Annotated in this window: 12 protein-coding genes; 4 read left to right on the top strand and 8 right to left on the bottom strand. The window is 69.8% G+C overall.

Annotated features, from left to right (window positions below; genetic code table 11):
* The first annotated feature begins 6 nt into the window (after nt 1–6).
* Nucleotides 7–1,173, top strand: coding sequence for an acyl-CoA dehydrogenase family protein (locus HHL11_RS06280; protein WP_169417561.1), 1,167 nt, complete (start codon nt 7–9; stop codon nt 1,171–1,173).
* A 4-nt stretch (nt 1,174–1,177) separates the two neighbouring features.
* Nucleotides 1,178–2,269, top strand: a complete 1,092-nt coding sequence (locus tag HHL11_RS06275; RefSeq protein ID WP_169417560.1) for a CoA transferase — start codon at nt 1,178–1,180, stop codon at nt 2,267–2,269.
* Here HHL11_RS06275 and HHL11_RS06270 read toward each other — a convergent pair.
* The 7 genes from HHL11_RS06270 to HHL11_RS06240 are packed head-to-tail and all read right to left on the bottom strand — an operon-like array spanning nt 2,266 to nt 11,245.
* Nucleotides 2,266–3,780: an AMP-binding protein gene (locus tag HHL11_RS06270; RefSeq protein WP_169417559.1), complete on the bottom strand. Its 1,515-nt coding sequence runs from the start codon at nt 3,778–3,780 to the stop codon at nt 2,266–2,268. The two genes, HHL11_RS06275 and HHL11_RS06270, sit on opposite strands and share 4 nt — an antisense overlap.
* Nucleotides 3,770–4,678 carry an SDR family oxidoreductase gene (locus HHL11_RS06265; protein WP_205964215.1) on the bottom strand — a complete coding sequence of 303 codons (909 nt, stop codon included), beginning with the start codon at nt 4,676–4,678 and terminating at the stop codon, nt 3,770–3,772. Before HHL11_RS06265 ends, HHL11_RS06270 begins: the two co-directional genes overlap by 11 nt.
* Entirely contained in the window at nt 4,675–6,660 is a 1,986-nt protein-coding gene (locus HHL11_RS06260) for an acetoacetate--CoA ligase (RefSeq protein ID WP_342593184.1), read from the bottom strand. The genes HHL11_RS06265 and HHL11_RS06260 overlap by 4 nt, the downstream gene beginning before the upstream one ends.
* A gap of 14 nt (nt 6,661–6,674) precedes the next feature.
* Entirely contained in the window at nt 6,675–7,532 is an 858-nt protein-coding gene (locus tag HHL11_RS06255) for a MaoC/PaaZ C-terminal domain-containing protein (RefSeq protein WP_169417558.1), read from the bottom strand.
* 17 nt (nt 7,533–7,549) lie between these two features.
* Nucleotides 7,550–8,551, bottom strand: coding sequence for an NADP-dependent oxidoreductase (locus HHL11_RS06250; protein ID WP_169417557.1), 1,002 nt, complete (start codon nt 8,549–8,551; stop codon nt 7,550–7,552).
* Between the two features lie 15 nt (nt 8,552–8,566).
* The gene (locus tag HHL11_RS06245; RefSeq protein ID WP_169417556.1) at nt 8,567–9,769 is read right to left on the bottom strand and encodes an acetyl-CoA acetyltransferase; all 1,203 of its coding nucleotides are present in this window, start codon (nt 9,767–9,769) and stop codon (nt 8,567–8,569) included.
* Between the two features lie 15 nt (nt 9,770–9,784).
* On the bottom strand, nt 9,785–11,245 hold the full coding sequence (locus HHL11_RS06240; protein ID WP_169417555.1) for a hydroxymethylglutaryl-CoA synthase family protein: 1,461 nt from the start codon (nt 11,243–11,245) through the stop codon (nt 9,785–9,787).
* Nucleotides 11,246–11,341: 96 nt separating this feature from the next.
* Between HHL11_RS06240 and HHL11_RS06235 the strand changes: the two genes are divergently transcribed.
* Both HHL11_RS06235 and HHL11_RS06230 read left to right on the top strand, forming a co-directional pair.
* Nucleotides 11,342–12,502, top strand: a complete 1,161-nt coding sequence (locus HHL11_RS06235) for an acyl-CoA dehydrogenase family protein (RefSeq protein WP_169417554.1) — start codon at nt 11,342–11,344, stop codon at nt 12,500–12,502.
* Nucleotides 12,499–13,299 carry an enoyl-CoA hydratase/isomerase family protein gene (locus HHL11_RS06230; protein ID WP_169417553.1) on the top strand — a complete coding sequence of 267 codons (801 nt, stop codon included), beginning with the start codon at nt 12,499–12,501 and terminating at the stop codon, nt 13,297–13,299. The genes HHL11_RS06235 and HHL11_RS06230 overlap by 4 nt, the downstream gene beginning before the upstream one ends.
* Here the strand turns inward: HHL11_RS06230 and HHL11_RS06225 are convergent, their stop codons facing one another.
* Nucleotides 13,300–14,271, bottom strand: coding sequence for a tripartite tricarboxylate transporter substrate-binding protein (locus HHL11_RS06225; RefSeq protein ID WP_169417552.1), 972 nt, complete (start codon nt 14,269–14,271; stop codon nt 13,300–13,302).
* Nucleotides 14,272–14,356 lie beyond the last annotated feature (85 nt).

Genomic DNA, 14,356 nt, shown 5'->3' with positions numbered 1-14,356 from the left:
ATTGCGATGCTGAAAAGAAAGCTGTTCGGCCCCGAGCACGACGCCTTCCGCGACACCGTGCGCAAGTTCATCGCCAGGGAGATCGCGCCGCACCACGCGCAGTGGGAGCGCGACATGGTGGTGCCACGCGAGCTGTGGCGCAAGGCAGGCGCTGCCGGCATGCTGTGCTGCACGGTGCCGGAGGAGTACGGCGGCCTGGGCGCCGACTACCTGTTCGACGTGGTGGTGTTCGAGGAGATGGCGCGCTCGGGCTTCAGCGGGCCGGGCTTCATGATCCACTGCGACCTGGTCGCCACCTACATACGCTCCTTCGGCACCGACGCGCAGAAGCAGCAGTGGCTGCCGAAGATGGTGGCGGGCGAGGCGATCGGCGCGCTGGGCATGACCGAGCCGCACGCCGGCTCCGACCTGAAGGCGATCCGCACGAAGGCCGTGCGCGACGGCGACGACTTCGTCATCTCCGGGCAGAAGGTGTTCATTTCCAACGGCCAGTTATGCGACGTGATCGTGCTGGCCACCAAGACCGATTCCACCGCCGGCGCCAAGGGCGTCACGCTGTTCCTGGTGGACACCAGCCTGCCCGGCTTCCGCCGCGGCAGGAACCTGCACAAGCTGGGCATGAAGGCGCAGGACACGTCCGAGCTGTTCTTCGATGAAGTCCGCGTCCCCGCCTCCGCCATGCTGGGCGAGGAAGGCCAGGGCTTCCAGCTGATGATGACCAAGCTGGCCCAGGAACGGCTGGCGCAGGCCATCCGCTCCGCCGCCGTGGCCGAAGCGGCCATCGAGTGGACCATCGACTACACCGCCAACCGCAAGGCCTTCGGCCACACCATCGCGGACTTCCAGAACACGCAGTTCAAGCTGGCGGAGCTGAAGACCGAAGCCGTGGTGGGCCGCGAGTTCACCGACCGCTGCATCACGGCCTTCATGCAGGGCGAGCTCGACGCCGTCGATGCCGCCATGGCCAAGATGTGGCTCACCAACCTGCACTGCAAGGTGGTGGACGAGTGCCTGCAGCTGTTCGGCGGCTGGGGCTACATGTGGGAGTACCCGATTGCCCGCGCCTATGCGGACGCACGCATCGTCAAGATCGCGGGCGGCTCCATCGAGGTGATGAAGCACATCATCGGCCGCCAGCTGTTCGCGGACTACCGCGCGCGGCATCCGGGCTGAGGCCGTGCAGGACTCCCGCCGCGGCCCGCTGGCCGGCCTGCGCGTCGTCGAATTCGCCGGCATCGGCCCCGGGCCCTTCGCCTGCATGCTCCTGTCGGACCTGGGGGCCGATGTCGTCACGGTCGCACGGCCCGGCGAGCAGCGTGGCGGCGGTCCCGTCTTCGGCCGCGGCCGCCGGCAGGTGCAATGCGACCTGAAGGACGCCGCGGCGCGCGCCGAAGTGCTGGAGTTGCTGGCGCAGGCCGACGTGCTGGTCGAAGGCTTCCGCCCCGGCGTGATGGAGCGCCTGGGCCTGGGGCCGGACGACCTGGCGCAGCGCAATCCGCGCCTGGTCTACGCGCGCATGACGGGCTGGGGCCAGTCGGGACCACTGGCCGAGGCCGCGGGCCACGACATCAACTACATCGCCATCACCGGCGCGCTGCACGCCATCGGCCCCACTGGCGGCGCACCCGTGCCGCCGCTGAACCTGGTGGGCGATTTCGGCGGCGGGAGCCTGTACCTGGTCACCGGCATCCTGGCGGCGCTGCACGAGCGGCAGGCCAGCGGCCGCGGCCAGGTGGTGGACGCCGCCATCACCGACGGCACGCTGTCGCTCATGAGCTACTACGCGCAGGCCGCCTTGCGCGGCCAGTTCCGCGAGCAGCGTGGCAGCAACCTGCTGGATGGCGGCGCGCCCTTCTACGGCACTTACGAGACGGCCGACGGCCAGCACGTCGCGCTGGGTGCGATCGAGCCGCAGTTCTTCGCGGAACTGGGCGAGCGCATCGGGCTGGACCCGGCCTGGCGCGCAGCGCAGATGGATCGCGAGCGCTGGCCCGCCCTGCGCGCGGAGCTGGAACGCATTTTCCGCAGCCGCACGCGCGCGCAGTGGGTGGATTTGCTGGAAGGCTCCGACGCCTGCTTCGCGCCGGTGCTGGCGCTGAGCGAAGCGCGGGCGCATCCGCACAACCTCGCGCGCGAATCCTTCGTCGAAGTGGACGGCGTGACGCAGCCGGCACCCGCGCCGCGCTTCTCGCGCACGCCGGCGCGCGTGCAGGGCCCGGCGCCCAGGGCGCCGGTGGCATTGCAAGAAGTCCTGGCCGGCTGGCGTTAGGCCAGCAGGCGGCGCAGCTCGCGCCGCAGCAGCTTGCCTTGCGCGCTGTAAGGCAGCGCCTGAAGCACCCGGAACTCGCGCGGCCGCTTGATGCGCCCCAGGCGGTCGCGGCACCAGGCGTCGAGCCGCTCCACGAAGGCGGCCGGGTCCTGCACCGAAGGACGCGGCACCACGAAGCAGACCGGCTTCTCGCCGAACACGGGATCGGGCGCGCCGATCACCGCCGCTTCGGCCACCTCCGGCATCTCGGAGATTGCGCCTTCCAGCTCCTGCGGGTAGATGTTGACCCCGCCGGAGATGATCATGTCGTCGAGGCGGTCGGTGAGGAACAGGTAGCCTTCTTCATCGACATGGCCAACGTCGCCAAAGGTCTGGAAGCCCTGCCGGCTGGTGCGCGCGGCCGTCTTCTCAGGGGCGTTGTGGTACGCGAAATGCGAGATGCCGGAAAAGAAGATGCGGCCGGTCTGGCCCGCGCCGAGCTCCTGGTCGTCGTCGCCCAGCACGTGCAGCACACCCTTCTTCGCGCGACCCACCGAGCCGGCGTGGCCCAGCCACTCCGCGGTGGAGATCGCCGTCAAGCCGACGCCTTCGCTGCCCGAGTAGTACTCCTCGATGATCGGGCCCCACCATTCGATCATCGCGCGCTTCAGCGGCACGGCGCACGGCGCGGCGGCGTGCACAGCCATCCGGTGTTCGGGCGCATGGAAGGCGCGGCGGCGCTCTTCCGGCAGCGCCAGCATGCGGTGGAACATGGTCGGTACCCATTGCGAATGGGTGATGCGTTCGCGCTCGATCAGGTCCAGCGCCTCGGCGGCGTCGAACTTGCCCATGGCGATGACGGAGCCGCCGGCGGCGAGGAAGGCCAGGCCCCAGCGCAGCGGCGCGGCGTGGTACAGCGGCGCCGTCGACAGGTAGCGCGCGCCGGCGGTGATGTCGAACATCGCGCACAGGTCGGCGGCGAACGCCGGCGTGGCCTGGCGCTGCGCGGGCAGCGGCCGGATCACGCCCTTGGGCTTGCCGGTGGTGCCCGAGGTGTACATCATCAGCGCGCCGGAATGCTCCTCGGCCACCGGCGTGGCCGGCGCGTCCCGCAGCAGCGGCTCCATCGCCTGGAAACCCGGCATGGCGCCGTGCACCGACAGCCAGGTGCCGACCGAAGGCGCCAGCGCCGGCAGGCTGGCCATGGTCTCGGCAAGCGCCGCGTTCACGACAACGACGCTCGCGCCGCAGTCCGCAACGACATAGGCCGCGTCCGCCGCAGAGGCCGTGGACGGGATCGGCGTGATGTAGGCGCCGAGCCGGTAGGCGCCCCATACCACCGCGAAGATCATGACGTCGTTGCCGATCACCGCGGCCACGTGGTCACCGCGGCGCACGCCCTGGCGCTGCAGCACGTGCGCGATCTGGTTGGTCAGCGCCTCCAGTTCGCCGTAGCTGGTGTCGCGGCCCGCGGCGCGGACGGCGAGGCGCCCGGGGTCCTGCGTGGCCCACAGCCGCAGGTCAAGTTCCATTTGCTTGCTCCAGGGAATTGCGGCGCGCGCTGGCGGCGGCCATCTGTTCGCGGATGGGCACGAATTCCGGCATCCGCATGGAGCGGCGCAGGCGCTCGGCGCCGTCGAGGATGAAGTTGTGCCCGGTGAGGTAAACGGCGTAGGGCGAGCACAGGTAGGTGGCCGCCCAGCCCAGTTCATGCGTGCGGCCCACCCGCAGCGCCGGGATGCGCTTCCATTCGGCATCGTAGCCCTCGGGCCGCTGGCTGCGCATGTCGGCGCTGTGGTCCCCGTGCGGGAACAGACCCGGCGTCAGCGCATTGACGCGGATGCCGTCCGGCGCCCATTCCACCGCCAGCGTTTCCGTCAGGCTGAGGACGCCGGCCTTGGCCGCGGCGCTGTGCGCGTGCCCCGGTGCGCCGCCGTGCGTGTAGGCCACCGAGATGTTCAGGATGGCGCCCGGCCGCTGCGCCGCCACGCGGCGCCGCGCGAATTCCTGGCTGCAGAAGAAGGTGCCATCGAGCACGATGTCGGTCACCGCGCGCCAGCCATTGGGGCTCAGGCTTTCGGCGGCCACCGGGAAGTTGCCGGCCGCGTTGTTCACCAGCACGCCGACCGGGCCCAGCGTGCGCTCCGCTTCGTCGAAGGCCGCCGCGACAAGCTCCGGCTGGCGCACGTCGACGGCGACCGCCAGCGCCTTGCCGCCGGCCGCCCGCACCGCTTCCACGCCTTGCACATGGTGCTCGGGCCGGCGGCTCGCAATGACGACCGAGGCGCCCAGGCGCGCGAACTCCACCGCCATGGCCTTGCCCAGGCCGGTGCCGCCACCGGTGATCAGCACCACCTCGCCGGCGAAGGTGCCGGGCGGCAGCATGGGCGTGCCGGCGGCCACGGGTTCCGGCAGGCCGGGCGTCCTCATGCGGCGTGCCTTCGCGCGTAGTCGGCAAACCAGTCGAAGGCCTGCGGGTTGGCGCAGGCGTCCTTGTTCACCACGTCCTCCAGGCGGCGCCCCAGCATCAGCTTCTTCACCGGCAGCTCCTGCTTCTTGCCGGTGAGCGTACGCGGGATCTCCGCCACCTGCCTCACTTCGTCGGGCACGAAGCGCGGCGACAGCTCCTGCCGGATGCGCTTGCGGATTTCATCCTGCAGCGGGGCATCGAGCACGACGCCGGGACGCAGCACCACGAACAGCGGCATGAAGCTGGGACGGCCCAGGAACTCGATGTCGACCACCAGGCTGTCCAGCACCTCGGGGATGGCTTCGACCACGCGGTACAACTCGCTGGTGCCCAGGCGGTGCCCATGGCGGTTGAGCGTCGCGTCGCTGCGCCCATAGACGACGGTGCTGCCAGCGGGCGTGATGCGCAGCCAGTCCCCGTGCCGCCACACGCCCGGATAGACGTCGAAGTAGCTGTCCAGGTAACGCTTGTTGCCCTGGTCGCCCCAGAAGAACAGCGGCATGGAAGGCATGGGCTGCACGCAAACGAGTTCACCCACGTCGTCGATCACGCCCTGGCCCTGCTCGTTCCAGGCGTGGATGTCGGCGCCCAGGCAGCGCGCCTGCATCTCGCCGGCCACGGTGGGCAGTTCGGGCGTGCCGCCCAGGAAGGCGCTGGCCAGGTCGGTGCCGCCGGAGATGACGGCCCACCAGATGCCGGGCTTCACGGCCTGGTCGCCCCACTCATACGCTTGCGGCGGCAGCGGCGAGCCCGTGGAGCCGAGCGCGCGCAGGTGTTCAAGCCGCAAGTTCTTGCGCGGCTCGATGCCGGCTTTCATGCAGGACGTGTAGAAGGCCGCGCCGGCACCGAGGAAGCTCAGGCCCACCTGGTCGGCGAAGCGCCACAGCGTGTCGGCTTGCGGACAGGCGGGGTGGCCGTCGTAGATGCAGACCGTGGTCCCGAGCAGCAAGGCGGACACGGCCAGGTTCCACATCACCCAGCCCGAACTGCTGTACCAGTGGAAGCGCTCGCTCGTGCCCGCGCTGGGCTGCAGGTTCAGGTGGAAGGCATGCAGCTTCAGCATCTCCAGCATCACGCCGCCATGCCCGTGGACGATGGGCTTGGGCAGGCCGGTGGTGCCGCTGCTGTAGACGATCCATAGCGGATGCGAGAACGGCACCGGCTCGGGCGCGACGCGCTCCTTGCCGGCCAGCGCCTCGTCCCAGGCCACGACGCGTCCTTGCCAGGCGCCGGGTTCGAAGGGGAAAGGTCCGCCGCTTGCGCCCGCTGATTCGAGGTAAGGCACCAGCACCAGCGAGCGCACCGTGGGCAGCTCCTGCAGCAGCGAGGCGACCAGTTCGCGCCGGTCCGCCGTCTTGCCGCCGTAGACGGAGCCGTCGCAGGCGATCAGCACCTTCGCATCGACCTGCCGGAAACGGTCGCGCACCGTGGCCAGGCCCATGTCGGGCGCGCACAGGGTCCAGACCGCGCCAAGAGAAGCGCAGGCGAGAAAGGCGACCAGCGCCTGCGGGATGTTGGGCAGGTAGGCGGCAACGCGATCGCCACGCTCCACGCCCTGTGCCCGCAAGGTTGCCGCCAGCGCCGCGGCCTGGTCCAGCAGTTCGGGCCAGGCGATCTCCTCGCTGCGGCCTTCGGCCTGCAGGCGTTCGTTGCGGAAGACGACGGCGGGCACGCCGGCCGCACCCGCGCCTTCCACATGGCGCCGCAAATGTCCCGCATAGTTGACCTGAGCGCCCTCGAACCAGCGCGCACCCGGCATGGCGTGGCCGGACAGCACGCGCTCGTGCGGCGTGGGCGATTGCACGCCGAAATAGGTCCACAGCGCCTGCCAGAAATCCTCGACGTGCTCCACGGACCAGCGCCGCAGCGCCTCGAAGTCTTGCAGGTCCGGGCCGCCTTCGGCGCGCAGCCAGTCGCGCAATCGCCGCGTGTTCGCTTCCACCAAGCGTCTCCTCCTCAGGCCAGCACGGCCCGGCCGTTGTTCAAGACCACGACGTCGCGTTCGGCCACGCGCGTGCGGAAGCTCACCTCCCTGCCATCGCGCCAGACTTCCGTCACCAGCGTCTCGCCCGGGTACACCGGCGAGGAGAAGCGCAGCTTCAGCGACTTCAGCCGCTCGGGGTCGTCGTCGCAGCAGGCGCGCAGCACGGCGCGCGTGGCGAGGCCCAGCGAGCACAGGCCGTGCAGGATGGGCCGTTCGAAGCCGGCCTTGCGGGCGATCGCCGGATCGGCGTGGATCGGGTTGAAGTCGCCGGACAACCGGTAGATCAGTGCGGCGCGCTGCAGCGTGGGCAGCGACACCTCCGCATCGGGCGCGCGTTGCGGCAGCGCATGCGGAGCCGGCGCTTCGGCCAGCGTGGAGCCGCAGCCGCCGTCGCCGCGCAGCACGTAGGTACTGTCGATGGTGCTCACCAGGTCGCCGCTGCCCACCTCGTGCAGCTGCTTGCGCAGGAACAGCATCGCACCCTTGCCCGCGCCCTTGTCGACGACGCCCAGGATCTGGTTGCTGCTCACATAGCTCGTGTCCGGCTTCAGCTGCTTGTGCATCTCGAAGCCCTGCTCGCCATGCAGCAGCTTCACCCAGTCCACTTCCAGCTCCGGCGCCATGATCCAGCCACCCGGGTGGCAGATGACGTTGACGTACGAGGGCACCACCTTGAAGGGCTGCGCCCGCTCGTACACGAACTGCAGGTCGGCGGGGTCTTCGGGCCGGTCGCCGACGCCCACGCCCAGCGCATAGAGCATCGCGTCCTTGGCCGTCATGCGCGCTTCGACGGCAGGCACCTGGAACTTCAGCAACTTCTCGAGATTCATGTCTCCTCCTTGCCTTTTCAGTCGTGCAGGCGGATCACCCGCTTGCCGAGGTTCTCGCCGCGGTACAGGCCGGCGATCGCATCGGGTGCGGCCTCCAGGCCTTGCAGCACTTCTTCGCGGACCTTCAGGCGGCCGTCACGCACCCAGGCGGCCAGCTTGGCCACTGCTTCTTCGTAGCGATGCTCGTAGTCCCAGACCAGGAAACCCTGCATGCGCGCGGCCTTGTTCAACAGGTGGCGCTCCACCCGCGGCCCGGACGGCCAGGGCTCCCAGCTCGCCACCGACGCGGTGCCGCAGATGACGATGCGCGCGCCCTTGTTGATGCGGGGCAGCACGGCGTCGCTGACCGCGCCGCCGGTGTTGTCGTAATAGACGTCCACGCCCTGCGGCAGGGCGGCTGCCAGCGCGCCCGCGAAGTCCGCGGACTTGTAGTCGACGGCGGCATCGAAACCGAAGAAGTCGCGGCACAGCGCCGTCTTCTGCGCGCCACCGGCGATGCCCACGGTGCGGCAGCCCATCATCTTCGCGATCTGGCCGGCGGCGGAGCCGACCGAGCCGGCGGCGGTGGAGACCACCACCGTGTCGCCCGGACGCGGCTCGCCGGCTTCCGTCAGCGCGAAGTACGCCGTGACGCCGTTGATGCCCAGCACGCCCAGCGACAAGGACAGCGGCAGGTCGGTCTCGCGCACCTTGCGGCGGATGCCGCTGCCGTCGCTGACCGCGTATTCCTGCCAGCCCAGCATGCCCATCACGGCATCGCCTTCGGCGTAGCCCGGGTGGCGCGAAGCCACCACCACGCCGGCGGCGAAGCTGCGCATCACGCCACCCACCGGAACCGGGTCCGAGTAGTTGGCAGCAGCGTTCACCCAGCCGCGCATCGCAGGCTCGACCGACAGGAACTGGTTGCGCACCAGGAATTCACCCGTGCGGAGCTCCGGCACCGCAGCTTCTTCGATGCGGAAGTGCTCCCCCTGCGGGATGCCGTGCGGGCGCGACGCCAGCACCACCCGCCTCTGCATTTGCGCCGCCATGCCTCAGCCCTGCAGGCCCAGGATGGAGATCGCGGCCACGCCCTGGAAAGGCACGCCGCCCAGGTTGTGCGTCAGGCCGATGCTGGGCGCCTTCAGCTGGCGCTTGCCCGCGCGCCCCAGCAGCTGCGTGTAGACCTCGTAAGCCATGCGCAGGCCGCTGGCGCCGATGGGATGGCCGAAGCACTTGAGGCCGCCGTCCACCTGGCAGGCCACACCGCCGCCTTCGCGGTCGTAGAAGCCGTCGAGGATGTCCGAGACGGCCTGGCCGTCGCCCGAGATGCCCAGGTCCTCCATGGTCACCAGCTCGGTGATGGAGAAGCAGTCGTGCACCTCGATCAGGTCCAGTTGCTCGCGCGGCTTGCGGATGCCCGCCTCCGCGTAGGCCCGCTGCACCGCGTTGCGCGTCGTGCGCACGTAGCTGCCGTCCCACTGCGTGGTGCCGGCTTCGACACCGGATGCCGCCGACAGCTGCAGCGCCTTGACGGTCACGAGATCCCTCTTGCCCAGCGCGCGGGCAATCTCCGGCGTCGTGACGATCGCCGCCGCCGCGCCGTCGCTGACGCCGCAGCAGTCGAACAGGCCCAGCGGCTCGCAGATCATCGGCGCGTCCTGGATCTGCTCCTTGGTCACCGCCTTCTGCAGGTGGGCCTTGGGGCTGAGCGCGCCGTTCTGGTGGCTCTTCCAGGACACGTGCGTCAGCGCGCGCTTCAGCTGCTCCTTGGAGATGCCGTGCTTGGCACGGTAGCCGGCGGCGAGCTGGGCGAAACCGGCCGGCGCGGCGCCGAGGTTCAGCCACAGGTCGTTGAAAGTGCCCTTGAAAGGCGTGGGCAAGCCGCCGTAGCCGGTGTCCTTCAGCTTCTCCGCGCCGACCGCAAGCGCGATGTCGTAGGCGCCCGAAGCCACCGCGTACACCGCGCCGCGCAGCGCCTCGGTGCCGGTGGCGCACATGTTCTCCACCCGGCTCACCGGGATGCCGTCGAGGCGCAGCGCCATCGCCGCCGGGATGCACGAGTTGCCGACGTTGACCTGGTCCACGCCGGAGCCGTACCACGCGGCCTGGATCTGCTTGCGCTCGATGCCGGCGTCCGCCAGCGCTTCTTCGAAGGCTTCCGCCAGCAGTTCCGCGGTGCCGGCGTCCCAGCGCTCGCCGAAGCGGGCGCAGCCCATGCCGAGGATCGCGACCTTGTCCTTGATGCCTGTTGCCATGGCGGGTGTTTCCTTTCAGGCCTGAACCGGCGTTGCTTTCCAGAAGTAGCGCGGGTAGCCGCGGCTGCGATCGAGGTCCTTGATGCGATAGACCATGCGCAGTTGCGTCCCCACCTCGACGCCGGCCCCGCCCACGTCGACCATCTCCATCTGCAGGCGCGCGCCGTTGTCGAACTGCGCGAAGCCCACGTAGAGCGGCGGCGCCGGGTGGTAGGACAGCCAGTCGGCGGTGTGCGTCAGCACCTGGCAGGGGACGTCGGCCAGCCCGACCTGATCGAACTGCTCGCGCGGCGCCACGCAAGTCGGCTCCACGCAGTAAGGCAGTTGCGGGAACTGCACCGTGCCGCACTTGCGGCAGCGGCCCGCACGGAAGCCGGAGATCTGCTCACGCGAGCGGTATTGCTCGGTCAGCGCGGTCTTCACCGGCCGCTCCGCGCGCATGCCCCACTCCAGCTCGATCCCGTCCTCGAAGGACAGCATGCGCAGGTAGGCATCGTGCGGCTGGGCGTCGGCCAGCGCGCCGCTCACGCCACGGCGTGGCTTGAAGGCGGTGATGGCGTCCGTGGCTTGCAGCACCAGCGCGTCGCAGCCCTGGCCGAAGCCGACCAGCAGGATGCGCTCGCCCGGCTTCGCCTTCTCCAGCACGTTCGCCAGCATCAGCAAGGCGTGGGCGCTGCCGCTGTAGCCGCAGGACTCGTCCAGCGCGTCGGCCAGGCTGCCCTCGGGCAAGCCGAGCTTCTTCGCCAGTGCCGCCACGACGCCGCGGAAGGGCGAAGCCATGACGAAGTGCTGGATCTCGCCGGCGGTGACGCCCGCCGCCTTCAGCGCAGCGGCGGCCACGGGCGGCACGAGCTTCAGGTAGCCCTCGTCGCGGATCCAGCGCTCTTCCCAGAAGTAGTCGTACTTGTTGTCGGCCGAGCGGAAGTGGTCGACGAAGACGGTGGAACTGCTGGCGCTGCCTTCCAGCGTGGCGAGGACGTTGTCGCGGCCGATGCGGAAAGCCGCGGCGCCGGCACCGAAAGTCATTTCCTGCGTGCTCGCCGGCTTGCCGCGCGGCTTGTCGCTCGCGAGCACCAGCGTGTCGCCCGCCTGGCCGCTGGCCAGCGCCTGCAGCAGCGCCGCGGTGCCGGCGCGCTGCGACTGCCCGATGTCCGCGCTGCGCACGTCCTGCGGCAGGTCCAGCGCAGCGCGCACGAGGGCGCTGTTCTGCAGGTCCGCGAAGGGCATGGTGGTGGACGCGAACAGCAGGTTCGTGAAGCCGGACGTGGCACGCCCGTCGAGTGCGTCGCGCGCGGCTTCCACCGCCATCGTCACGCTGTCCTCGTCCCAGCTGCAGAAAGCGCGCCGGCCCTTGGCCAGCGAGCGCAGCGAGGGCGCCATCCACTTGTGGGCGGCCGCGATGGCCGTCCGCTCCATGCGCAGTCGCGGGACATACCCGCCGAATCCGGTGATCCCCGGGGCATCCTTGCTGGCCATCGCCGCCTTTCGGGTTGGTTGCTCTGGAAAATATTATGGCATACAGTACGCAACCATACTAATTCGGCGCCCGCACTGCGCAGCCGAGGAAACGACATGCTGGAACGCACCCTGTACGGCCCGGAACACCAGGCCTTCCGCGACACCGTCCGCCGCTTCATCGATACCGAGATCGCGCCCTTCCACGCGCAGTGGGAACGCGACGGCCAGGTGCCGCGCGAGCTTTGGCGCAAGGCCGGCGCCGCCGGCCTGCTGGGCTGCTCGATCCCCGAGGAATACGGAGGCGCCGGCGCCGACGCGCTCTTCAACTTCGCGCTGGTGGAAGAAGTGTCCGCCGCCGGTTACACCGGCCCCGCCTTCGCCGTCCACAACGAGATGGTGATGCCCTACATCCTGGCTTTCGGCAGCGAAGCGCAGAAGCAGCGCTACCTGCCGCCCATGGTGCGCGGCGAGCTGATCGGCGCGCTGGGCCTCACCGAGCCGCAGGCCGGCAGCGACTTGAAGGGCATGCGCACGCGCGCCGAGCGCGACGGCGACAGCTACGTCATCAACGGCCAGAAGACCTTCATCTCCAACGGCCAGATCTGCGACGTGCTGGTGCTGGCTTGCAAGACGGACCCCGGCGCCGCCGGCGGCGGCATTTCGCTGTTCATCGTCGAGACCAACCGGCCCGGCTTCGTGCGCGGCAAGCGGCTGGAGAAGCTGGGGCTGAAGGCGCAGGACACTTCCGAGCTCTTCTTCGACAACATGCGGGTGCCGGCCTCCGCCTTGCTGGGCCCGGAGCACGGCGGCTTCAAGCTGCTGATGAAGAACCTGGCGCAGGAGCGGCTGACGCAGGCGGTGCGCTCGGCGGCCGTCGCCGAAGCCGCGCTGCAGTGGACCATCGACCACGTCAAGGAACGCAAGATGTTCGGCCAGACGCTGGCCGATTTCCAGAACACGCAGTTCAAGCTGGCCGAACTGAAGACCGAGGTGACCGTGGGCCGCGTATTCACCGACCACTGCGTGCGCCAGTTCATGGACGGCAAGCTCGATGGAACCGACGCCGCCATGGTGAAGCTGTGGCTGTCCGAGCTGCATGGACGCGTCGTCGACCAGTGCCTGCAGCTGTTCGGCGGCTGGGGCTACATGTGGGAATACCCGATCGCGCGGGCTTACGCCGATGCGCGCATCACGCGCATCGCAGGCGGCTCCATCGAGACCATGAAGTCCATCATCGGCAAGAGCCTGTTCAAGGCGGACGCCGCGCGTTCATGAGCGCGGACCATCTCCTCGTCGCGGTCGAGGACGGCGTTGCGCGCCTGACGTTCAACCGGCCGGAGGCACGCAACGCAGCCAGTCCCGAGATGCTGGAGGCGCTGCTGGCCTTCCTGCTGCGCGCCGAAGAAGACCGCCGCATCCGCTGCATCGTGCTGGCCGGCGCCGGCGAGCATTTCATGGCCGGCGGCGACATCCGCAGCTTCGCGCAGTACGCGCAGCTGGAGCCCGCGCAGCGCCGCCAGGCAGTGGAAGCACGCGTCGCGAAGAACACCTACCTGTTCAACGTGCTGCAGCGGATCCCGCAGCCCGTCATCGCCATGGTGCATGGCACGGCCGCGGGGGCGGGCGTGGGCTTCGCGGTGGGCTGCGACCTGGTGGTGGCGGGGCGCAGTGCCGGCTTCCAGCTGGCGCACGTGAACATCGGAGCGTGTCCCGACGGCGGCACCAGCTGGTTCCTGCCGCGGGCGATCGGCAGCAAGCGCGCGATGGCGATGGCACTGCTCGGCGAGCGGCTCGATGCGACTTCGGCGCTGGCACAAGGGTTGGTGAGCCACGTGGTGGACGACGCCGAACTGGAAACCTTCACACTGGCCCTGGCGCACCGGCTGGCCCGCGGCCCGGCGATTGCGCTGGCACAGGCCAAGGCGCTGATCCACCGCTCCCTGGGCAGCACGCTCGCCGAACAGCTGGCGGCCGAAGCCCGCGGCATGGGCGCTGCCGCCGCGAGCGAGGATTTCCTGGAGGGCCCGCGCGCCTTCCTGGAAAAGCGCAAGCCCGTCTTCCGCGGCGAGTGATCAGTCCAGCTCGATCTTCTGGGCGCGGATGATCTCGCCCCAGTACCTGGAGTTCTCTTCGACGTAGTGCGCCACCTCCGCGCCGCTGCGCGGTGGCGCGATGACGGCGCCCTGGGCGATGAAGCGCTCGCGGAAGGCAGTGTCCGCCAGCGCCTTGTCCGCCGCCAGGCGCAACTTGTTGGCCACGGGATCCGGCGTCGCGCTGTGCACGTACAGGCCGTACCAGGACGCCACCGCCAGGCTCGGGAAGCCCGCCTCGGCGGCGGTGGGCACGTCCGGCAGCACCGGCAGGCGCTGCGCGGAGGTGACCGCCAGCCCCCGCAGCTTGCCGGCCTGCACGAAGGGAACGGCCTGGCCCGCGATGGTGCACATCATCTCGACGTCGCCGGCGAGCACCGCGTTGATCGCGTCCGCCGAGCGCCCGGCATAGGGCACGTGCACCATGTCGAAGTTGCCGACCTGCTTGAGCTTTTCCGCGCCGAGGTGCAGCACGTTGCCCGGGCCGATCGACGAGTAGTTGGCCTTGCCCGCGTTGGCGCGTGCCCAGGCCGCGAACTCGGACAGCGTCTTCGCCGGCACCTTCGGGTTGATCACGTAGATCAGCGGCGTCTCGATGCCTATCCACAGCGGCTTCAGCGACTTCGGGTCGTAGGCCAGCTTCTTGTACAGCATCGGGTTCAGGATGGCCGTGCTGGTGGCCTGGTACAGCATGTGGCCGTCCGGCGGTGCCTGCCCCACCGCCGCGGCGGCAAGCATCTGGTTGGCGCCAGGCTTGTTCTCGACGATCACGGTCTGGCCCAGGTCCTTGGCCATGATCTCGCCCGCGACGCGGGCGAACACGTCGCCGACGCCGCCGGGCGTGAACGGCACGACGATCTTCACCGGCCGGCCGGGCAGGTCGATGGCGCGAGCTGCGAGAGGGGAAGCGCCGGCCGCGAGCGCGGCCAGCAGATGGCGACGGGAAAGGGACACCACGGGCTCCAGTGCGATTGATCCGGAAGCCGCCATATTAGTACGGCACCATACGGTATGTAAACCGACGAAGCCCCGGGACTAC

This window comes from Ramlibacter agri, from assembly GCF_012927085.1.
GTDB lineage: Bacteria > Pseudomonadota > Gammaproteobacteria > Burkholderiales > Burkholderiaceae_C > Ramlibacter > Ramlibacter agri.
This window is presented reverse-complemented; position numbering and strand designations above follow the sequence as displayed.